The organism is Bacillus sp. FSL H8-0492 (assembly GCF_038006145.1).
Taxonomy (GTDB): domain Bacteria; phylum Bacillota; class Bacilli; order Bacillales; family Bacillaceae_G; genus Bacillus_A; species Bacillus_A mycoides.
Genome location: NZ_JBBOUP010000001.1, coordinates 2,977,291 through 2,998,530 on the forward strand (window position 1 = coordinate 2,977,291; position 21,240 = coordinate 2,998,530).

The 21,240-nt window shown below is 34.3% G+C and carries 21 protein-coding genes and 2 pseudogenes; 5 read left to right on the top strand and 18 right to left on the bottom strand.

The annotated features are described in order from the left end of the window. Positions 1–75: 75 nt before the first annotated feature. The 5 genes from adhP to MHH66_RS15330 form a co-directional block, all read right to left on the bottom strand. Positions 76–1,113: an alcohol dehydrogenase AdhP gene (gene adhP / locus MHH66_RS15310; protein ID WP_002012687.1), complete on the bottom strand. Its 1,038-nt coding sequence runs from the start codon at positions 1,111–1,113 to the stop codon at positions 76–78. A 380-nt stretch (positions 1,114–1,493) separates the two neighbouring features. After that, complete coding sequence (locus MHH66_RS15315) at positions 1,494–2,348, bottom strand: MurR/RpiR family transcriptional regulator (RefSeq protein ID WP_063219607.1); 855 nt, start codon at positions 2,346–2,348, stop codon at positions 1,494–1,496. A 286-nt stretch (positions 2,349–2,634) separates the two neighbouring features. Next, a complete protein-coding gene (locus MHH66_RS15320; RefSeq protein ID WP_002031722.1) occupies positions 2,635–3,270 on the bottom strand; it encodes a response regulator in 636 nt (211 codons plus the stop codon). Positions 3,271–3,284: 14 nt separating this feature from the next. Then, the gene (locus tag MHH66_RS15325; protein ID WP_220089392.1) at positions 3,285–4,382 is read right to left on the bottom strand and encodes a GAF domain-containing sensor histidine kinase; all 1,098 of its coding nucleotides are present in this window, start codon (positions 4,380–4,382) and stop codon (positions 3,285–3,287) included. 188 nt (positions 4,383–4,570) lie between these two features. Continuing rightward, entirely contained in the window at positions 4,571–5,464 is an 894-nt protein-coding gene (locus tag MHH66_RS15330; protein WP_063219608.1) for a mechanosensitive ion channel family protein, read from the bottom strand. Between the two features lie 352 nt (positions 5,465–5,816). Here MHH66_RS15330 and MHH66_RS15335 point away from each other — a divergent pair, with 352 nt between their 5' ends. Beyond that, a complete protein-coding gene (locus tag MHH66_RS15335) occupies positions 5,817–6,266 on the top strand; it encodes an NUDIX hydrolase (RefSeq protein ID WP_078185387.1) in 450 nt (149 codons plus the stop codon). A 32-nt stretch (positions 6,267–6,298) separates the two neighbouring features. Here the strand turns inward: MHH66_RS15335 and MHH66_RS15340 are convergent, their stop codons facing one another. The 3 genes from MHH66_RS15340 to MHH66_RS15350 all read right to left on the bottom strand — a co-directional run bounded on the left by MHH66_RS15340 (position 6,299) and on the right by MHH66_RS15350 (position 7,902). After that, positions 6,299–6,847 (bottom strand): cysteine hydrolase family protein, encoded by a 549-nt coding sequence (locus MHH66_RS15340; protein WP_063219610.1) that lies wholly within the window; start codon positions 6,845–6,847, stop codon positions 6,299–6,301. 236 nt (positions 6,848–7,083) lie between these two features. Then, entirely contained in the window at positions 7,084–7,266 is a 183-nt protein-coding gene (locus tag MHH66_RS15345; protein WP_012260876.1) for a hypothetical protein, read from the bottom strand. A gap of 147 nt (positions 7,267–7,413) precedes the next feature. Further along, on the bottom strand, positions 7,414–7,902 hold the full coding sequence (locus tag MHH66_RS15350; RefSeq protein WP_063219611.1) for a hypothetical protein: 489 nt from the start codon (positions 7,900–7,902) through the stop codon (positions 7,414–7,416). 473 nt (positions 7,903–8,375) lie between these two features. Here MHH66_RS15350 and MHH66_RS15355 point away from each other — a divergent pair. Further along, a pseudogene (locus MHH66_RS15355) lies at positions 8,376–8,513 on the top strand (GNAT family N-acetyltransferase); the annotation flags it as partial. A gap of 139 nt (positions 8,514–8,652) precedes the next feature. Further along, complete coding sequence (locus MHH66_RS15360; protein ID WP_078185388.1) at positions 8,653–8,994, top strand: hypothetical protein; 342 nt, start codon at positions 8,653–8,655, stop codon at positions 8,992–8,994. Positions 8,995–9,052: 58 nt separating this feature from the next. Here the strand turns inward: MHH66_RS15360 and MHH66_RS15365 are convergent. The 8 genes and pseudogenes from MHH66_RS15365 to asnB form a co-directional block, all read right to left on the bottom strand. Beyond that, positions 9,053–10,117: pseudogene (locus MHH66_RS15365) on the bottom strand (N-acetylmuramoyl-L-alanine amidase). A gap of 640 nt (positions 10,118–10,757) precedes the next feature. Next, positions 10,758–11,405 carry a nitroreductase family protein gene (locus MHH66_RS15370; RefSeq protein ID WP_002012699.1) on the bottom strand — a complete coding sequence of 216 codons (648 nt, stop codon included), beginning with the start codon at positions 11,403–11,405 and terminating at the stop codon, positions 10,758–10,760. 98 nt (positions 11,406–11,503) lie between these two features. Continuing rightward, positions 11,504–12,379 (bottom strand): D-amino-acid transaminase, encoded by an 876-nt coding sequence (gene dat, locus MHH66_RS15375; protein ID WP_063219613.1) that lies wholly within the window; start codon positions 12,377–12,379, stop codon positions 11,504–11,506. A 132-nt stretch (positions 12,380–12,511) separates the two neighbouring features. Beyond that, complete coding sequence (locus MHH66_RS15380; RefSeq protein WP_002127211.1) at positions 12,512–13,474, bottom strand: ABC transporter substrate-binding protein; 963 nt, start codon at positions 13,472–13,474, stop codon at positions 12,512–12,514. 234 nt (positions 13,475–13,708) lie between these two features. Further along, entirely contained in the window at positions 13,709–14,710 is a 1,002-nt protein-coding gene (locus MHH66_RS15385; RefSeq protein ID WP_002031713.1) for an N-acetylmuramoyl-L-alanine amidase, read from the bottom strand. 106 nt (positions 14,711–14,816) lie between these two features. Continuing rightward, positions 14,817–15,152 (bottom strand): hypothetical protein, encoded by a 336-nt coding sequence (locus MHH66_RS15390; RefSeq protein WP_012260872.1) that lies wholly within the window; start codon positions 15,150–15,152, stop codon positions 14,817–14,819. A 45-nt stretch (positions 15,153–15,197) separates the two neighbouring features. Further along, positions 15,198–15,557, bottom strand: coding sequence for a GNAT family N-acetyltransferase (locus tag MHH66_RS15395; RefSeq protein WP_063219614.1), 360 nt, complete (start codon positions 15,555–15,557; stop codon positions 15,198–15,200). Between the two features lie 91 nt (positions 15,558–15,648). After that, positions 15,649–17,550: an asparagine synthase (glutamine-hydrolyzing) gene (asnB, locus tag MHH66_RS15400; RefSeq protein ID WP_002012706.1), complete on the bottom strand. Its 1,902-nt coding sequence runs from the start codon at positions 17,548–17,550 to the stop codon at positions 15,649–15,651. A 217-nt stretch (positions 17,551–17,767) separates the two neighbouring features. Between asnB and MHH66_RS15405 the strand changes: the two genes are divergently transcribed. Next, a complete protein-coding gene (locus MHH66_RS15405) occupies positions 17,768–18,235 on the top strand; it encodes an Hsp20/alpha crystallin family protein (protein ID WP_002012708.1) in 468 nt (155 codons plus the stop codon). Positions 18,236–18,271: 36 nt separating this feature from the next. Here the strand turns inward: MHH66_RS15405 and MHH66_RS15410 are convergent, their stop codons facing one another. Next, positions 18,272–18,859, bottom strand: coding sequence for an SCO family protein (locus MHH66_RS15410; protein ID WP_063219615.1), 588 nt, complete (start codon positions 18,857–18,859; stop codon positions 18,272–18,274). Between the two features lie 335 nt (positions 18,860–19,194). On the opposite strand from MHH66_RS15410, the gene MHH66_RS15415 reads away from it, so the two are divergent. Beyond that, a complete protein-coding gene (locus MHH66_RS15415) occupies positions 19,195–20,169 on the top strand; it encodes an MBL fold metallo-hydrolase (RefSeq protein WP_063219616.1) in 975 nt (324 codons plus the stop codon). Positions 20,170–20,357: 188 nt separating this feature from the next. Here the strand turns inward: MHH66_RS15415 and MHH66_RS15420 are convergent, their stop codons facing one another. Next, on the bottom strand, positions 20,358–21,200 hold the full coding sequence (locus MHH66_RS15420) for a DegV family protein (protein ID WP_033707617.1): 843 nt from the start codon (positions 21,198–21,200) through the stop codon (positions 20,358–20,360). Between the last annotated feature and the right edge of the window lie 40 nt (positions 21,201–21,240).

Genomic DNA, 21,240 nt, shown 5'->3' on the forward strand with positions numbered 1-21,240 from the left:
GGGATCATCTTTTTTATGCCGTCTAACTTTTTAAATGTCCTTTGCTAGACTCATGCTTTTTATATTTAAAATGAATTATTTACAATCACAATTATGCTGTTTAAAATCGATTACCATACGCCCTTGAATTCTACCTTGTTCCATTTCTTCGAATACATTTTGTACTTTATCTAGAGAACACGTTTGAACAACTGGCACTACTTTTCCTTCTGCGCCGAACATAAATGCCTCCTCCAGATCCTTACGAGTACCAACTAGAGAACCAACTACTTCAATTCCGTCTAATACAAGTCGTGGAATGTTTAAATCCATAGTTTCTACTGGTAAACCTACCGCAACTACTTTACCGCAAGCACGTACTGCATCAACTGCTGAGTTGAAGGCTACTTTAGAAACTGCTGTTACTACAGCAGCATAAGCACCACCAAACTCCTCTTGAACAATTTTATCAGCAGGACCTTGAGAAATTGGATTGATAGTCATATCAGCACCAACTTCTTTTGCTAAGGCTAATTTGTCGTCATTGATATCTACTGCAATTACCTTTGCACCAAATACGTTTTTAGCATATTGAATAGCTAGGTTACCTAATCCACCACAACCATAGATTACGATAGGTTGACCAGGTTTAATGTCTGATACTTTTATAGCTTTATATGTAGTTACGCCCGCACATGTAATTGATGATGCTTGAGCAGGATCTAATCCTTCTGGTACCTTCACCGCATAATCAGCTGTAACAATACATTGTTCAGCCATACCACCATCTACTGAATAACCAGCATTTTTCACTTCACGGCAGAATGTTTCTCTCCCCGTTACGCAATATTCACAACGTCCACAAGATTGGAACATCCATGCAATACTTACACGGTCACCTATCTTTAGTGAAGTAACATCATCAGCAATTTTAGTAACAATACCTACACCCTCATGACCAAGGATGCGGCCATCGGTGTTTCCAAAATCATGATTCGCAACGTGTAAATCAGTGTGGCAAACTCCACAATACTCTACATCTACTAGCGCTTCACCCGAGTGTAACGGACGTAATTCTTTTTCAATAACTTCAATATTTGCTTTGCTATTTTTATTAACTACTACTGCTTTCATATGTGATCTCCCCTTTAGTGTTTTAGAGTTTTAATGAGTTTATCTCACAACTACTGTCCTCACTATTTTGGCTAATTATTGTACCAAATTTAAGTGTTCAATCATCATTACAGGTTCATCATAACATGGAATTTCATAAGCTTATTGTAAAATATTGAACAATATTTGAATTATTACCCAATACGTATTTTGATGTATCAAGCTACTTGTTAAATTTCATATGCAAAATATCGAGGTTTAAAAAATGAATGGTCTAAAAGATGAGAGATTATTATTATAGGTAATTGGCATACTTCTATAGACACTTAGAACAAGTAGATCTAGAGGGTATATCAACAGACTACTCGCCAATATAAAAAGCTCTTCATTTGAAGAGCTTTTTATATTCGCTTCATCGAAATAGTTTCACGTATACTTTGTAAATTTTGTAGTGTTTCCTCTTGTCGCTGCAATGACAATCCCACATACAAAGTATCTAATAAACTAAGCTGCGCTAATCGTGACGAACTTGCTTCTGTACGAAATTCTGTCTCACGCGTCGAAGTATATAATGTTATATGAGCAAGTTGGCTTAATGTCGATTTTTGATAGCTCGTAATCGCAATAATTTTGGCCCCTCTTGCTTTCGCTACTTCTAACGCTTCAAGTAAACCTTTATTACTGCCTGAATGAGAAATTGCAATGACCACCGCTTCTTTTGTCAACAAGCCAGCTCCCATAATTTGAAAATGTGAATCCGTATGAGCAATACAAGAAATACCCGTTCTCATAAACTTATGATAAGCATCCATCGCAATAATACCTGAACCACCATTTCCATAAAACTCAATTCGTTTCGCTTCATTCAGCGCACTTACTGCCTGTTCCAACGCGTTATCGTTTAACAAATGTAATGTATCTTGCAGTCCTGTAATATGCGAATGAAAAACTTTTTTAGCAACAGTGACAATATTATCTTCTACCGATACTTCCTCATGAATATTTTGCATCGGGGTATGTACAATCTCACGAGCTAATGTAATTTTCAAGTCTTGGAACCCTTGAAAACCTAAGTGTTTGCATAAGCGGAATATCGTTGCTTCGGAACTATTCGTAACTTCCGCTAATTCCGTAATCGATTTATGTACAACATCTTGTGGATGTTTCAAAATATGTTCGGCAATACTTCGTAATTTCGGTGATAAACCATTTAACGAAGCCTGAATCTTTCCAATCCCACTTTTTGTACCAGGCATAGCGTATCTTCCCCTTCCATAGTAGCTTTATCCCGTATTAACGGGCAGTAAGACTCCCACCTCAAAATTCGATGAATGCAAGGGAGTTAGGTGGGAGATCAACTGCCCGTTAAAACCCGATTGGTTCAACTAATAATCAGTGGGGATGACCCCCCCACTGATTAAAGTTTCACTTTATTGTACCTAATTATTGAAAGAAGAAAAACCTTTATTCGGCATCTCTATACATTTTATTTGCTCCTATGTATTCTACCGTAACATATGACACAATTATTCATACTTATTTCTAGTTTTCCCCATGCTTTACTGCGTATAAGGCTGCTTGTGTACGATCATCTACTTCCAATTTAGCCAATACGTTAGAAACGTGTGTTTTCACAGTTTGTTCTGTAATATGAAGTTCTGCTGCAATCTCCTTATTGCTTCTTCCTTTCGCAATTTCACGAAGTACTTCTTGCTCCCTTTTTGTTAACATAGAAAAAGGATTCTCTTTTTCTTTCTTGACTGCTGATCGTCCTAATAGTGCTGGTGTTACTTTCGGGTGAAAATTTGCATTTCCTTGATATACCGCAACGATTGACGCAACGAGTTGATCTGGCTGCACTTCTTTTAATTGATAACCATCTGCCCCAGCTTCTAATGCTGGTAAAACGTAATCTTGTTCTGAAAAACTACTGAGCATAAGAATTTTTATTGTCTCATCGTATTGTTTTATACGTTTTGTCGCTTCAATACCATCCATTTTCGGCATTGATAAATCCATTAATACTACATCCGGCCTTTCTGTTTGGACGAATGTTAATGCTTCTTCACCATTTGCTGCTTCCCCAATAATTTCAAATTCTTCTCTCGTCTTCAAAAAGAATACGAGTCCCCTTCGAACGATATGATGATCTTCTACAAGTAATAATTTAATTTTCACTGACGTTCTCCTTCTCAAACCGGTAATTGAATTTCTATCTTTGTCCCCTTTTCCGGTTCTGCTTTTATTCGAAAAATTCCCCTCATTAATTCAATTCGTTCTTTCATACTTTTCAAACCAAGTGCTGACTCTCTTACTTGATCCTGTATAAATCCTATTCCGTTATCTTCTATGTAAAAATGCAACTTATTATTTTCTATCCTTAAATGAACACATACTTTTTCACATGAGGCATGTTTTTTACAATTATGTAATGCCTCTTGGCTTATACGCCATAAAACTTCTTCTATTTCATCTTCAATTAAAACCATTCCATCAATTCGAACTTCCACTTGAATCCCTAACAGTTTTCCGTAATTTTGAATCGCTTCTGCTAAACCTTTCTCTAATCCTTCAGGCCTTAATTGCCAAATCAAAAGTGTCATCTCTTGTAATGCTTCCTGTGATAATTCTCCAATATAACTTAACATCTCTTGCAAGTCTCTATCCTTCGTCATATTTAGAGTCCCTTTCGCTGTTAGCATAATTGAAAATAACAATTGTTTAACAGAATCATGTAAGTCACGAGCCAATCGATTTCTTTCAGCTACAACTACATATTTTCGTTCTTTCTCAACTAATTGAATACGTTGTATTGTCGTTCCAATTTGAAATGCAATCGCTTCTAATAACGCTAACTCCTCCTCAGAAAAATGTGTTTTATGAGGCGAAGCTACATTTAATAGACCAAATTTCTCTGATCCAGATCTTAGCGGGATTGTCGCATGATGTGTAACATCTTCTGTCTCGCCCCAATTACATTCAATCGCATCCTCTATTCGTTTACATTCAATAATATTTGTCGCTTTTTCCAATCTTCCATTCACAAAACGTTCTACACACCAACAATCCCCTTCACACATCGGCTTCTTTTCCTGCCACGTAAGAGCTGGGGGTAAGTTTTGGTCGACAAGCATACGATGCTTTCCACTTTCATCAATAAAGAATATCCACCCTGTTTGTAAATTCATAACTTGTAATAATGTATGTAACACTTTTCCTAACATTTCCTGTAAGTTTGTTGCTTCATTTAGTAACTCAGCAATTTCTTTTAATGCCTCTAAACGATGCATCTCTTTTTCATCTATGTTCATTCTCATCACCAACTACCATTATAACATTAAGAAATTTCAAAATACTACAAACAAAAAAGAACCGAATTCCTTCAGCTCTTTTTTCGGAGATATCCCATACAGTTCATTCAAATCTACTGATTTACAAATCTAAATTCTAAACCAAAACAGAAATTAGCTAATTTTCATTAACTGTCTGATAAAGATTGTCCCACATGGATATTCTGTAAACTTTCAGTGTTAACGAACATATTCGCCACTGGCATTTGCACTTGATTTTTATGGACCATAGACATTAATTCAAATCTTACTTGTCTAGAAGTTTCAAAATAATCTTCTGGCTTAATCAAACCTGTAATACAAAATTCATATCCAACATATTTAAGGTTAGGATTTAAGTCTGTAACTCCAACATATTTAAACGGTTCAACAGCTTCATCATCTACTCTATAAAGATTTTGATCCAATTTTTCATTACAAATAACACATACTTCTTCTAACAAATCCTTAACTCTTGTAGGATCTTCCTGATAACTTACCGTAATGCGTTCAATAACTCGCATCCATCCTTTATTAAAATTCTGTATCGTTCTAATCTCTCCGTGTGGTATGGTAAGGAGTTTTCCTGACCATTCACGAATTTGCATAAAACGAACACTAATTTCCTCAATGGTTCCTGAATTTGTTCCGTTAAAAGTAACAAAATCGCCAACACGAAACTCTTTGTCCGCTAATCTTGCAAAGCCTAATATGACATCTTTTAGCATCTGTTGTGCAGCAAAACCAATGACAACACCCGCTATCCCTGCACCTGCAATAATACTTTTTATATCTACAAATTGACTAATTAAATATATGATAAGACTGATGATAATGATATACCTAAAAATAGATCGAATAACACTTTGAATCGTCTGCTCTACCTCTTCATCAAAAAAGCTTGATTTTTTAAAAAACCAATCAATAATGCGATTTATAACAAAAGAAATAATGATAAGAACTAAAGCAAATAATAAAAACCTTAAAAGTAAAAACTCCCTTACATAATTAAAAAACTCTTCAGTATACGTTAATAAACTCATCCATCCACTTCCTTACTAATGAAAATTTCATACAGAGCTACTTTATTGTAAATACGTATTTATCATCTCAACACTTGTTTTCGAAACATCTTTTATCCCGATCTTAAATCGTACTTTCTTAACTATGTATTTGTATTCATTGTTCATCTTCAACAATATAACCCTTTAATCAATCTTTCAACTTCTGATGCCCTTTTCTATTTACTATAAATATACCCTTTTTAATAATATAAAGGGAGATTACAATAGAAATTTTTATAAACAACTTTGTAATACTCACCTCGTTCAAAGGAATACATTCACATAACACCGAATAATTCATTTGATACTTTTTTCACGGAGGTTACAATTAATGGGATATATAGAGGAACTAAGAGAAATTGTTGGATCAAGACCACTCAATTTAACAGGAGTTGCTGTAGCTGTTTTAAATGACCAAGGACAAATATTACTACAACAAAGACGAAATGGCATGTGGGGTGTTCCTGGAGGTTTTGTGGAACTCGGTGAATCCACAGAAGAAGCCGGAAGACGAGAAGTACTTGAAGAAACAGGTATTGAAATTGGTACACTTCAGTTAGTAAGTGTATTTTCAGGTAAAGAGTTTTTTGTAAAATTAGCGAACGGAGATGAATTTTATCCTATAACAATCGCTTACCTTTGCAAAGACATTAAAGGTGGCTTGCTAAAAGCTGATGGAGTTGAATCATTACATGTACAATTTTTTGATTTAAATGGGCTACCAGAAAACATTAGCCCGTTCATAAAAAAACTAATTAAGCAAAATGTCGTCTCAATTTAAACGTAAAAAGAGGCCTTTTTAAAGGCCTCTTTTTACTTCACTTCTGCATGTAAACAAGATTTAAAATGTCCAAGTGCATACTCATGTCCTTGCGCATTAAAAGATGCAACTGCCTTTTCATATACAACAATTTTAAATCCTTTATTATAAGCATCTACTGCCGTATGAAGAACACAAATATCTGTGCATACACCTACAAGATGAACTTCTTCTATTCCTCTTTCTCTTAGCTTCATTTCTAGATCTGTTCCTGCAAAAGCACTGTAACGTGTTTTGTCCATATAGTATACATTCTCTGCATTTTTATATTTATCGTATACATCTTGTAATTCACCAAACAAGTCTCTTCCATTTGTACCTGCTATATTATGAGGTGGAAACAATTTTACTTCAGGATGATATACATCATTGTCTTCATGTTTATCGATCGCAAATACTACGTAATCACCTTTTTCAATAAATTGTTTAGTTACATTTACAAGTTCCTTCTCAATTTCTTGACCTGGTTTCCCGCATGTTAAAGCACCTTTTTCAGCTACAAAATCATATGTATAATCAATGTTTATAAGAGCTCTTTTCATAACTACAATCTCTCCTTCTTCTGTTTCACAGTAAACAATAGAAAATTTGTTATTACGACATCGTATGTACTATTCGACATTTCAAATGAAATCCCTACATTTCCAACTCAATACTTACCTTAATCCGAGTTTATCATAAAGCGTAACTTTAATCATAGGGGGGTATTATCCTTCACCAATCGGGCTTTTACGGGCAAGTTGATCTCCCACCTAACTTCCTCGCATGTGCCGAATTTTCAAGTGGGGTTCTTATTGTCCGTTAAGGCTTGATAAAACCGATACACAATGACAAAACATACAGCTCCAATTAACAAGTCATGAATGTGATAATTGAGCGTAACTTCAACCGCCTCTTGTAAAGTAAACCAAATGACCGAAAACATTATAATAAATAAGAAAATACGAATAACTCGTTTCAAACTTTCAATTCCTTCCTCTTACATGATAGTAAAGAATGAGTTCTTTCTATTCATTCGTACTAGAAAGTGAAACAAATTATTCTCAATGACATAATTCAATCCAAACTAAAAAGTACACTACTTTTGAGTAATGTACTTTTTTCCATATTAAGACGCAGGCTTCGTTTCAAACGTCGCTTGATTCAAGCTAATGACTTTTCGTTTTGGGTCATTGTTTTCAAACTGAGCTGCGGTAATCGTATGACTACCTGTCTCAAGCGTCTTTTCTTTTAATTGTACTGTTGTCTGTGTTGTACTAGTTACTTGATGTTTATCTGCAAATATTTGATCTACAAATACAAATGTTTCTTTATCGTTTTGAAAATTGGAAAGTTCTAATTCGACTTGCTGAATTAAAGTATCCTTTTTTATGAATACAGTTGGTATATTGCCATTTTCAGAAGTACCATCTGGAGTAGTTACTTTTACTTTCCCTTCTCCGATTGGCACTGCTCCTTCAGGAAATACGACCATATTCTCATCACTTGCATTTACAACTTGTTCTTCCTGGTTTGACTGTGCATCCTCTTTTTCCTTTGGAGTACCACAGCCTACTAATAACAATACAGACAATCCAGCGATTATGAATTTCTTCAAAATTCATTCCCCCTGTTATTTCATTATAATTTATTATACAAAAATAACTTCTTGATTTTAAAACTAGTTTTTAACACTTTCATGAACAAATATTAGCTTGCTCACGATTACTGTACCATACTTTCATTTTAAGAACATTAATTTTTTTAAAGAAATAAATAGTAATTCCACTCTATTCATCATTTTAGCCCAATTCACTAAAAAAATATCCATTCAAAATAAAAAGACATTGTTTAAATTATATTTAGGTAATGTACCTCAAAGACAATAAAACCAAAGGTGTGGACATATTATACATGTACAATATGTCCACACCTTTTTTATTGGGATAGCACCAACATAACGCGGATTCTGTACGTTAAGATAAATATTGTAAATATTAAATGTGATATAATCGGAGAAAAAAATGTGGGGGATCCTTAGTGAAGATAAGAAAATATAATTCTGATGACATCAAACAATTTACAGATTTAATGCCAGATTTAGGTTACCCTAGTTCATTAGATGAAATGAAAGTAAGAATGAAACGTATCGAATCCAATCCAAATTATTACACCTTTGTTGCAATAAATGATAATAACTTAGTAGGGATGAACATCAATAAAATTCACATGGGTGGTAATACTAATATCTATGATGGAGTAGGGATAGACGGCCTACCCATTCGTTTGTTTTTAGATGGTAATGGTAAAATTATTTCTGCATTTCCAAGACAAGGTCGATAATTTAATTTTTAAGGGAGAAAATAATATGGATTACAAATTTGAGTTACTTAGTACAGGAAGTTTAGTTATTAGACTGCCAAAGGAATTCGATATTTTAGAAGCTTTTTTAAATATAGAGGTATCTGAATTCGGTGATTGGATAGCAGAAACTGTAGATAAAGTTTTAAATGAAAAAAGTGATTATGAAAAAATAAGTGCGAATATTTTTGGGGCAGATGTTCGAAGAGATAAAACTGTTATATTTAATAAGTATGATGAGGATGAAATCGAAATCCCTCTTGAAATAGAAACTATTACATTAAGAAATCTAATAGATATTTGGTTAAATGAACACACAAAATTGAAAACCGAAAAATATAACAATTAAATGATGTTACATACAGCACGAAAAAGGCCGCCTATAATAGGTGGCCCTTTTCGTTAAATTAACGCACATTCACATACGTATCAATAGCCGTAATATAGAAAACTTGCCCATGACTATTATGCACTTTATATTGATACGAATCATTTACACTTATCTTCGCATCAATTATAAATCCTAATCCTGCATCTACAGAACCAGCAACATATTTATCATACCAAGATGAAGCATGATAGAATCGTAGGTCATTAACTTTAGAAACAACGCGCTTACCTACAATAGAAGAATCTACTGTGCTTTTCTTGCTAAATTTCACATAAGATGGATCGTTCTTAATCCATTGCCCTCAACCAAGATTTAACCAACCATCCTTTTCACCCCATACAACATACGATTCTGGTTTATTTAGCTGACGAATCTTAGAATAGCTTGTACTAGGGCCTTTACGTAAGTTCACGTTGTAGCCTTCAATATAAGCAATACCATCTGTTACAGCGGTCGGAACTTCCGCTGTAACAGATGGATTCTCAGGCACAGAAACATCCACACTAAAATTATTGTATGCTCGTTTTACATCTGATCTAAACTGAGCTTCTGACACACCATGAGATTTTAAGTAATCAATCGGGTCTTCATGATCTGTACCGCCAAGATGATGCGTTACATCGCTATGCGTCCACAATCCTTTTTCTACAGATAAACCACGATCACGTAAAATTTTAGACAGTAATTTAACATATTTATCATAGCTGTGTTTGAATTTTGTGTAATCTGCAGTTTCACATAATTCAACATGAACAAATCGTTTATTAGCAGTAGTGCCACCGCCCGTAAGCAATATACTTTGCATCCTCAATCTGAATCGTCCCATTCCAATCCACTGCAAAGTGAACGAATGTGCTTCGCCATGTACGAGTTTCATATTTTTGAATATTAATGACCGGAGCTTCAGGAGTCGTAGTACTATGTGCCACAACGCCCTCATATGCTCCTACGCCATAACAGTATGGCACCTTAGGTAAATCATTAATAATAAGGTTCTATCAGCAAAAGCTCCTGTTGTAAAGCTTAGCAGAAGTAATAGAGTCATAAATACAGAGGAAGCCATTTTAAAAGTTTTTTTCATTTTGGCAATGGGGTAGCACCACATGCTCGTCAAACTAAGATTTTAAAGTACCCCCATAACGAAATTTTTATCTCTCTACAGTTATTTATGTGAATTCAGCTCGTTTTTTTCGTTTTGGGGGATAATTAGTTTTTTAACTTGATGGCGATGGGGTACCGCCACATACCCCTCAACCTAACAAGAACGAGTTACCCCAAAACGATAAAAATAAACTTGGTTACCATAAAAAACATCACGTTTTCATTCTGAAAGCATTATAGAAGTTTAACCTAATGATTATATAGCTGATACTGATTATTAAAAAAAATATAATCAGATTAATCGCTACATCAATAAAGATAATTTAAATAAAAAAACACTCCGCCTATACCATTTATAGTAAGACCCTTCATGGTAATTGCTTCTCCAGAAAGTAAATATGTTAATAAAGTAAATACAATGAAGAAAATAAATCCCGAGAATATCGAATTACGAACTAACATTTTATGATTTGATGTATAACGTATATATTTTTTTTGATTCTCATCATTACAACGCTATAAACGGAAATACAAAAGGATAATCAGCCTACATAATAGACTAACTATCCTATAACTCATTACCTAATTTTAATCATTTCAATGTCTTTTCTACATAACATTTAGAAAATAAATGTTGTAATCTCATCAACTTCTTTTCGAGAAAGTTTCTTCGGCTTATCTTTCGGAAACCCGAGTGAAATTACCATATTAATTTGTTTTTGAGGCTCAATTTGTAAATATTGTCGCAGTTCATCTTGAGCTAATAATACAGGTCCTGTCATTGGACAAGTACCCAGTCCTCTCGCATGTGCAGCCAACATTAAGTTTTGTGCTGCTAAACAGCTACTCTTAATTCCTTCCTCTTCCCATACTGAATCAGGAACGAAGGCAATTGGATCAAATATCTTTTCACGAAACTTTGATTCATATGGTGTTGCCAAACATACGATTAATACTGGCGCCTCAGAGAAAGCTGTCGCATATGGACCGAAAGAACGTGTAAGTAATTTCCCTGCTTTCTCTTCTCCATTTTCTGCTGCTTTTGCTGCAAGTTTATGTAATGCATCCCATGTCATTTGTTCAATTTCTTTAATTTTCTCTCGGTTCATAATGACCAAGAACTCCCACGTTTGTGAGTTCGTATCACTCGGTGCATAACGAGCACAATCAATAATTTCTTTTATATCACTAGTGGATACTTCTTGTTCTGTAAACTTTCTAACACTTCGTCTACCGTGAATTACTTCTTTAAAATCTTCATAATTCATATATTAAATCCCCTTTTTACAGCGTTTTCAAAACTTGTCCTATGGTTGAATTATATCATGAAAAAAAGCTGGGGGAATACCAGCTTTTTTCCTCATTATTAATTTGTCACTTTAAACAAACTAATACTTTCTTCATATGCAGCTTGTAGTTTTTTCGTAATTGGTCCTCTTTCGCCGCTCCCAAACTTCTCATCACCAATTTGAACAACAGGGAATATTTCAAGTGGTGTCGCTGTAAAGAAACATTCGTCAGCCTCGTATACTTCTTGCAATGAGAATTCACGCTCTTCTACTTCAATATGTAAAGCTTTCGCTAATGTAATAACGTAGTGACGAGTAATGCCGTGTAGAATGAAATTATCGGCCGGATGTGTAATTAATTTATCATTTTTCACCATAAAGAAATTCGAATGACACCCTTCTGTTACAACTCCATCTCGTACTAATATCGCTTCTTGATACCCTTGCTCGTTTATTTTATTTTTAATCATGATATTAGGTAGAAGGTTTAAAGATTTTATATGACAGAACTTCCAGCGTATATCCTCTTCTACAGTAACCTTTATTCCTTGTTCCATAGTAACGGTAGGTCTTGGAAACAAAACAATATTCGCAAAATATGTTGGCTGTAAATCTTTTTCATACACATGATTTCGAGCTTGAGCTCCACGTGATATTTGAAGATACACATTCCCATCCTCTTGAAATTGATTTCTTTCAATCATTTGATGAAGTTCTTCAACTAACTCTTCCTTTGTAAACGGCGGAACAATATTTATTTCCCTCATAGATTTAAAAAAGCGTTCCAAATGTAAGTCTAATAAATGAGGCTTCCCATCATATAACCTAAACACCTCATATATACCATCACCAAATTGAAAGCCCCTCTCCTCTAATGGGACCATCGGCTGTTCTTCCTTCGTATTCACAATTCTTCCGTTAAATAAAATCCAATCTTTATGAGTAGCTTTCATTCCTTTCCACTCCTTTATTCCATGATTGGTTTTATTGTACAACTTATCCATACTTAAAAGAAGGAATTTTCTGTATTTAACTAAACGAAAAAAGTACATCACCTATTTAAAGTGATGCACTCAACCATTCATTTATTTCAAAAAATATTTTTCAATATCATCTAGCATTAAGTTTGCTGCTTTAATACCGCCTGCTGTATTCCATATTACTTCATCCACTTGGAATACTTTATTGTCTTTAGAAGCCTGCAGCTGCTTAAAGAGTGGGTCTTCTGTCCATTCTTTTGCTAACGTGGTTCCTTCGTTATTCTTATCTGCATCTTTATCAGATGTGAAATAGAATATGTAGTCCCCATCCATATTCGGAATTTGCTCTTTTGTAATTCCTTTTATCGCAAACTCATCTTTATCTTGTAGTGGTGGTCGCTTAAATCCAATATCATTTAAAACAGCACCTGAGAATGAGTTTTTCTGATAAATACGAACGTCACCTGGTACGAAGCGAATAATAGAAACTTTAGAATTCAATTTATCTCCTAACTTCTCTTTCATTCCTTCAATACGTTTTTTATAATCTTCAAGAGCCTTTTGCCCTTCTTTTTCTTTATTTACAGCTTTTGTATAGAGTGTAAAGTTTTCTTTCCAATCCCCGCGCAATGTTTCAGCGTACACAGTTGGCGCTATTTCGTTCAATTGCTCATATATTTTTTCATGACGCATTTTATTACCGATAATTAAATCTGGCTTAAGCTTCATAACTGCCTCTAAATTAATATCACGCTCAGTACCTACAACTTTCGTATCTTTTAAATCTTTCGCTAAATGAGGATACCATTCATCACCAGCACGTGGTTTTGTAGTTCCAACTGGTGTTACTCCGACAGCTAAAAGCGCCTCCGCACCCTCATTTGTTAAAACAACTACTTTTTTAGGTGTACCATTTACTGTTGTTTCACCCATTGCATGCTTTACAGTATACGAATCTTTTGCTTTAGCCGATGTATCATTTTCTTTTTTCTCTTCTTTGCTACACCCTGCGATTATTACCATAAGTATCATAATGCAGAACATAAATATTTTTTTACTATGTACCATATGTCCTCCCTAGATGAAATCGATTATCATTAACAATTAAAGATTAATGTATATTACATACATTGTCAATGTATATCAGAAAACTTTTTCAATATATACATTTTAGATTCTATCCGCTATTCAAATGTTTATTTTTAAAATAAAGTGTATAAGTATGAAAATAATAAACGTTCTTAAAATGCGTATCTACGTTATACATAAATACGCATTCGTATTACATTATAAACTCATTTCCTAATATTGATTATATTTAATATATGATGGATCATTATACACCCATTGATTTCCACCAAGGTTCAACCAACCGTTTTGATTAATATATACTAAATAAGATTCTGGATTATTTAATTTACGAATAACTGAAGAAGATGTTGATGGACCACTTCTTAAATTCACATTCGTTCCTTGTATATATGCGACACCAATTGCACTTCCATCGCTATTGCTCGTCTTTACAAAATTAATGTACGAAGGGTCATTATACACCCATTGTCCATTTCCTAAGTCTAACCATCCGTTACTTTCCTGATATACGACATACGATTCTGGGGAGTTTAGTTGACGAATAACCGAAGAAGACGTTGATGGACCACTTCTTAAATTCACATTTTTCCCAAGGATATAAGCAATCCCCTTCGTTTGTGGTGTTGGCTGAGGATTTGGAGGTTGTGGATTTGGAGGATTCGGATTTGGAGCTACTCCAAAAATAGCTGCTATTCCGTTTGCATATGCTTGACTTAGATCTTCGATAAATTGTGGATTTTTCAATAAATTAGCATCAAATGTTGTATCAATAAAAGCAGTCTCAGTTAAAATTGCATCCATTGCAGTCTCCCTTAGTACCGCATAATTTGCTTTTTTTGCCCCTCGATCACGAAGACCATATTTTGTTAATACAGGATTGACTGCTGCATGCATTTTTTGTTGCTTTTCATATGCGGAACTACTATTAGATAGCGCATTGTAAATATAACTTTCAAATCCAGTGCCACCGCCACTATTAATGTGAAATGAGATAAAATAATCTGCACCAAATGAATTAGCAATATTAGCACGTTCTGATAAAGAGATAAATACATCACTATCACGTGTCATTTTAATATTGATTGGGTAATTTGCAGATAAAATATCTCGCACACGTCTAGCAATTTGAAGTGTTAACTCTTTTTCCACTAACCCATTACCAACAGCACCAGAATCATATCCACCATGCCCTGCGTCTATAACAAGTTTCATATATCTTTTTCATTCCTTTCTTTATTGTAATAAGCTTTCATTTCTATTCGTCCTATTTTATGTTAATTGTACAAGTTCCGTTACAAGTACAAATAAAAAAACCCCCTTATGTAAGGCGGTTTCTATCGCTTTGCTTTAGCCAATTTAAAATGAATATATACGATTGATAATGGATGTAACGTATGCAAAATAAAAGAAATAAAAGAAATATCCCACCGCCGCTATATAGCAACCCAAACTTCAAAAAAATGTTCAAAAGAGGTGGGAAATACGTTATGTTTTGCAATACAAATAGCATACAAAACAAAATTAAAAATACGGGAATATATTGTAATTCATATGGTCTTCTCTTCTTATACATTCTTTTCCGAATAAAAGTCTGGCATAGTTCTGCTACTATAAAACAACCTCCAACTAATACAAGACCAGAAGTTATCGTCATACGTCCACCTACCTTATATTCATATCATCACCTAATCAATATTCACTATATTTTCTTTACATATAACCCATTTTCCTCAATAAAACCAGATCCCTCTATGAAAGATTTAGCTTGTTCCGTAAACATCTCTTGCAATACTTTTATTTCTTTCACATTTCTCTGTTTCATCATTTCTTCAAATGTAAAATACGTATTTGTCCCATATCCATAACCTTGATAATCAAAATGAATAATTAACTGTGACAAAATAGCACTCTCTTCTTGAACGCTATAATCTATTACACCAATATATGTATCATCAACCTTTACACAATACTGAACCTTTTTCTCATCTAAGCTGTGTGAATGAAACATTTCTTTTACAGCGTTTTCATTTTCTGTATTTACTTTCTCAAACGTAATCATATGTTGTCCATCCTTTTACTATTATTGTATCAATAATAAATGCAATTTATGAAAAAAACCTTAAGATCGAATGCGACCTTAAGGTTTTTTATTAAACTAAGCTATACGCACGCTTTGTTTCTTCGTGGAACTTATTCGTATCGTATTTATGCTCAACATAAATTTGATGCCATACCATAAACGCAAGTACAGTCCAAATTTTACGGCTATAATCGCCTTTATCTGCACAATGTGCTTCCAATAAGTTTAATACATATTGTTTTTCGATTAAATGCTCAGTTTTGCTTTCTTTAATAATATTTACAGCCCAATCGTGCATTTCATCTTTTAACCAGTGACGAATTGGTACTGGGAATCCAAGCTTTTTACGATCTAACACGTGATCCGGAACAATTCCACGAGCAGCTTCACGTAATATAGCTTTCGTTGTTCCGTTTGCAATTTTAAATTCTGTCGGAATTTTAGATGCAACGTCAAATACTTCTTTATCTAAGAACGGTACACGAAGTTCTAATGAATTTGCCATCGTCATTTTATCAGCTTTTAATAAAATATCGCCGCGTAACCATGTGAACATATCAATGTACTGCATTTTACTTACATCATCATAATCTTTAATTTCGTTATACAATGGTTTCGTGATATCCATATAGTTAACACTTTCATCGTAATACTTCATTAATTCAGCTTTCTCTTCTTCACGGAAGATTTTCGCATTTCCATAGTAACGCTCTTCGATTGGCGTACATCCACGCTCTAAGAAGCTTTTTCCTTTAAACCCTTCTTTAAGAGCACCACTTAATGCCTTTAGAACACTCTTTCCTGGGCTAGGAATGTAAGAGAACATTTTTAACGAGTTTGGCTCACGATAAATGTTATATCCACCAAATAGCTCGTCTGCACCTTCACCAGAAAGAACAACCGTTACATGTTTACGCGCTTCTTTCGCAACGAAATACAATGGTACAGCTGCTGGATCCGCTAAAGGATCATCCATATGCCAAATGATTTTTGGGAACTCATCCATAAATTCTTGCGCTGTAATGAATACGTTATGGTTTTTAACTCCTAATTTCTCAGCAGTTTCTTTCGCAACATCAACTTCACTGAAACCGCGTTGTTCGAAACCAATAGAGAATGTTAATAGATTTGGATTCATTTCTCTTGCGATAGAAGCAATAATAGATGAATCGATACCACCAGATAAGAAAGAACCTACTGGTACATCACTACGCATATGTACTTTTACAGAATCGTATAATACATCACGAATTGCTTGGATATGCTCCTCTTTCGTTGCGCTTGAAGCGTTGAAATAAGGATTCCAGTAGCGATGGATTTCCATCTCTTTACCGATTTCTTTTACGAAGTAATGACCAGGCTCAATTTTGTTAACATCAATTGTTAATGTTTCTGGCTCTGGACCATATTGGTACGTAAAGTAGTGTTGTAGTGACTTTGGGTTTACCCCTTTGTCTTCCATTACATGCATAATACTTTTCTTCTCAGATGCGAAGAATGTAGTATCGCCTTGTTGTGCGATGTATAAAGGCTTAATACCGAAGTGGTCACGTGCACCGAAAAGTGTCTTTTCTTCACGATCCCAAATCATAAATGCGAACATACCACGAAGGTAGTCTACACATTTTTCTTTCATATGTGCATACAATGCAATGATAACTTCTGTATCAGATTGTGTAGCAAACGTTGCACCTTTTTCAAGTAACATTTCACGTAGTTCTACATAATTGTAAATTTCACCATTAAAAATAATTACATATCGATCATTTTCATAAGTTAACGGCTGATGTCCTGCCTCTAAGTCAATGATACTTAAACGGCGGAAGCCAAATTGTACATGTTCATCACGAAAATATCCTTCGTCATCTGGACCGCGGTGGAAAATCATCGTGTTCATATTTTCAAATTGATGTTTTTCTGTTTCTGAAAACTCTCTAGGGTTTTCACATAAACATCCTACAAAACCACACATACTTCTTACCCTCTTTCAGTTTTCATTCTGTCTCAATACTACTATATCAACCCTATTTATACTAGCATAATCAACTGAATATGGCGACCAAAAACTATAAAAAACTCACTCCATTTCACATTTTTAACATTTTTTTATGAAAACATGAAAACTAGGCACTCACCTTTCTCCGCTTTTGTCATATGATATTGCAAATTGATTTCTAGGAGGTAATACCATGAGTGAAGAAAAAAAAGATTCTTCTCGCCCACCAGTTCGTAATTATTTAAAACAAATTGATGATTTTTTCGAACAAACGCCTCTTCGTGGCGTAATTGCTGATTTAAATCATTTTTTCCAAAAAGGAAACCGTTTATTAACATTCCCAGTAGATTTATACGAAGTTGGTGACGAACTCGTCGTTACAGCCGAACTACCAGGTATACAAAAAGAACAAATTCAAATTGAAATACAAAGCGAATACTTAAAAGTCTCTGTAAAAGAAGATATACTTGAAGAGACGGAAGAAGAACAAACATCTCATAACTATTATCGCCGAGAACGTTCCATTTCAGAAGCGTCAAGAATTATTAAGTTACCATATTTAATTAATAAAAAAGCAACGAAAGCTTCTTATCAAAACGGTGTATTAGAAATTCGCGCACCGAAATTACCACAACAGCATGACATATTATCCATAGACTGAATACTAATAAAAGAAGGGTGCTTAGCACCCTTCTTTTTAATCAGCTAATCGCTTCATATCACGTATAATATCTTCGTATGGCGTATTGCTAATGCCACTATATTTTTTCATTACTTTTCCATTTTGATCGACTAAGAAAAATGATGTACCGTGTATTACTTGCCCATTCTCTGGTTTATCTACAAGCGACTGGAAGTTATCTTTTGAAAACTTTGTAATATCCTCCAGTGAATAACCAGTTAACAAGTTCCAGTTACTTGTATCCTCTGTAAACTTTTGAATGAATGCTTTCAAATTTTCTGGTTTATCAAGTTCAGGGTCTACACTAAACGAAACAAACTGAACGTCTAATTTCTCTTCCTTAGCCATTTTCTGTAATTTCGCCATATTAGCAGTCATTGGCGGACAAACTGTTTGACAGTTTGTAAACATGAAATCAGCTACCCAAACTTTCCCTTTTAAATCTTTTGTACCAAACGGCTTTCCTTCTTGATTTGTAAATTGGAAAGTTTCCAAATCCCAGTTTAACGGTTTACGGAGTTTTGCCCCTGAACTGCTACAACCTGAAAGTACAAAGAGACAAAATACAACCATAAGACCAATTAACTTTTGATAACGCTTCATTATTAAACCTCTTTTCTCTATCCTTAATTTATGTAAGTTATGTATATCATAACAAAAGTAAACACTATGAGAAAATTGTTTACATCATTTGTTCACGAAATCGTACGAATTTACGTATGTTACTTCTTTATTTCAAGCGAATTACTAGACAAAATATATTTTACTACTATTATTTCTCTAACCATTATTTGCGAAACGAAGTTCATTGTTAAATTTGTAAATAACCCCCCCTATTTTTTTACAATTACTTAAACATTAATCCATGTTAAACACTGTATTCCTTAACAACATTTCGGTACAATACAACTACAACGATTTTAAATGAGGTGATGTTCATGGCAAAGCGCTATGAAAATATGGATAATGCAAGTACAAAAAAATCAATTCGCTCCTTCTTACGTTGGCGTAAAGAGAGAAAGCAAAACAAAAAAGACTTTTCTTTTCTAGTAGAACAATCACCTGTTAAACAAAGTAAATTTCTACTAAATAACTTTGAAAAAACGACTGTCACATGGATTGGTCATTCAACTTTTCTCATTCAAACGAACGGCTTAAATATTTTAACAGATCCAGTATGGGCAAATAAATTAAAGTTAGTTCCACGACTTACTGAGCCAGGGCTCACTATAAAAGAACTACCTAAAATCGATATCGTTCTTATTTCACACGGTCATTACGATCATTTAGACTTTTCATCTCTTCGTCAACTAAATGATGATACCTTATACCTTGTTCCTATTGGGCTAAAAAAATTATTTACTCGTAAAAAATTCACCAATGTAGAAGAATACAACTGGTGGGAAAGTACAACAATTGATGAAGTCTCTTTTCACTTCGTACCTGCCCAGCACTGGACGAGAAGAACATTATTTGATATGAACACCTCTCACTGGGGAGGATGGATCATTGATAATATGACTTCTTCAGAAACCATTTATTTTTGTGGTGATAGTGGTTATTTCCAAGGATTTAAAGAGATCGGCAAACGTTTTTCAATCGATATTGCACTTATGCCAATTGGTGCCTATGAACCAGAATGGTTTATGAAAGTGTCTCACGTTTCACCAGAAGAAGCTGTGCAAGCGTATCTAGATATAAAAGCTACACATTTCATTCCCATGCACTACGGTACTTTTGCTTTAGCAGATGAAACACCAAGGGAAGCAGTAACACGACTACGAAATAACTGGAATTTACGAATGCTACCGTGGGAACAACTACATGTTCTCTTTTTAGGTCAAACTTTCACTTATAGCCCTATTGTCCCAGTTAAAGAACCAGTAAAAATCACAGAAACTTCTCATGTATAATTGTACTAATTTTTGCGAGTAATTTATCATATACTTAAAAAAATTGAAAAGGGTGTTTTCCATGAAAGATTATTTACAGACTCGCTATATAATTAGCGGTAGCGCCTGTATTGCCCTTCTCATTTCTTATTTTCTGTCCTGAAATAATAAAAAAGCTACTTGAAAATTCATTTCAAGTAGCTTTTTTATTACTCTGCTAAATACATAAAACCAATTGCTCCTGGTCCTGTATGAGTACTGATAACTGGTGTTGTATAGAAAATCTCTGATTGAGTGAATCCATTCACTTTTTCAACAGCAGCTTTTACACTTTCTGCTAAAGGAATTGCTTTAGCATGTGGAATCGCAACAGCTTTCACCACTTTTCCAGCAGTATCTTCCTCGAATAGTTTAGCCAACGTTTTCACAATCTGCCCTTGGCTACGTACTTTCGTTACCGGATTATATACGCCGCCTTCTAAACTTGCAATTGGTTTAATATTAAGTAAAGAACCAATAAGTGCCTTACCTTTACCGATGCGTCCACCTTTTACTAAGTTTTCTAATGTATCTACGACAACATATAAACGAGTATTCTTTCTTACTTCATCAATACGTTTTAAAATATCTTCTAGTGAGCATTCTTCTTTTGCCATTTTTGCCGCTTCAATTACTTGATATGCTAAAGCATGTGTAATAAATTGAGAATCAACAACTGTTACTTTTGTATCTGTCATTGATGCAGCGCTATTCGCTGTTGCGACAGTACCGCTCATTCCACCTGTCATATGAATGGAAAGTACTTCACTTCCATCTTCGCCTAGCTTGTCATACATTTCTACAAATGTACCCATAGCCGGTTGTGATGTTTTTGGTAATTCTTCTGATTTAATCATTTCTTCAATAAATTCATCCGGTTGCAAATCTACACGATCTAAGTATGTTTGTCCATTTACAGAAATAGATAATGGTAAAACATGAATATCATACTTCTCAATTATATCTTTTGATAAATCTGCCGTTGAATCTGTTACAATTTTAATTTTTTGCATATTATATTCTTCCCTTTCCAATACGCTCTCCCTGTTATTA

Coding starts and splice junctions, on each gene's coding strand:
- adhP (WP_002012687.1), bottom strand. CDS start 1,113: ATGAAAGCAGTAGTAGTTAATAAAAATAGCAAAGCAAATATTGAAGTT.
- MHH66_RS15315 (WP_063219607.1), bottom strand. CDS start 2,348: ATGCCTGGTACAAAAAGTGGGATTGGAAAGATTCAGGCTTCGTTAAAT.
- MHH66_RS15325 (WP_220089392.1), bottom strand. CDS start 4,382: ATGCATCGTTTAGAGGCATTAAAAGAAATTGCTGAGTTACTAAATGAA.
- MHH66_RS15330 (WP_063219608.1), bottom strand. CDS start 5,464: ATGAGTTTATTAACGTATACTGAAGAGTTTTTTAATTATGTAAGGGAG.
- MHH66_RS15335 (WP_078185387.1), top strand. CDS start 5,817: ATGGGATATATAGAGGAACTAAGAGAAATTGTTGGATCAAGACCACTC.
- MHH66_RS15340 (WP_063219610.1), bottom strand. CDS start 6,847: ATGAAAAGAGCTCTTATAAACATTGATTATACATATGATTTTGTAGCT.
- MHH66_RS15360 (WP_078185388.1), top strand. CDS start 8,653: ATGGATTACAAATTTGAGTTACTTAGTACAGGAAGTTTAGTTATTAGA.
- MHH66_RS15370 (WP_002012699.1), bottom strand. CDS start 11,405: ATGAATTATGAAGATTTTAAAGAAGTAATTCACGGTAGACGAAGTGTT.
- dat (WP_063219613.1), bottom strand. CDS start 12,379: ATGAAAGCTACTCATAAAGATTGGATTTTATTTAACGGAAGAATTGTG.
- MHH66_RS15380 (WP_002127211.1), bottom strand. CDS start 13,474: ATGGTACATAGTAAAAAAATATTTATGTTCTGCATTATGATACTTATG.
- MHH66_RS15385 (WP_002031713.1), bottom strand. CDS start 14,710: ATGAAACTTGTTATAGACGCAGGGCATGGTGGATATGATTCTGGTGCT.
- MHH66_RS15390 (WP_012260872.1), bottom strand. CDS start 15,152: ATGACGATAACTTCTGGTCTTGTATTAGTTGGAGGTTGTTTTATAGTA.
- MHH66_RS15395 (WP_063219614.1), bottom strand. CDS start 15,557: ATGATTACGTTTGAGAAAGTAAATACAGAAAATGAAAACGCTGTAAAA.
- asnB (WP_002012706.1), bottom strand. CDS start 17,550: ATGTGTGGTTTTGTAGGATGTTTATGTGAAAACCCTAGAGAGTTTTCA.
- MHH66_RS15405 (WP_002012708.1), top strand. CDS start 17,768: ATGAGTGAAGAAAAAAAAGATTCTTCTCGCCCACCAGTTCGTAATTAT.
- MHH66_RS15410 (WP_063219615.1), bottom strand. CDS start 18,859: ATGAAGCGTTATCAAAAGTTAATTGGTCTTATGGTTGTATTTTGTCTC.
- MHH66_RS15415 (WP_063219616.1), top strand. CDS start 19,195: ATGGCAAAGCGCTATGAAAATATGGATAATGCAAGTACAAAAAAATCA.
- MHH66_RS15420 (WP_033707617.1), bottom strand. CDS start 21,200: ATGCAAAAAATTAAAATTGTAACAGATTCAACGGCAGATTTATCAAAA.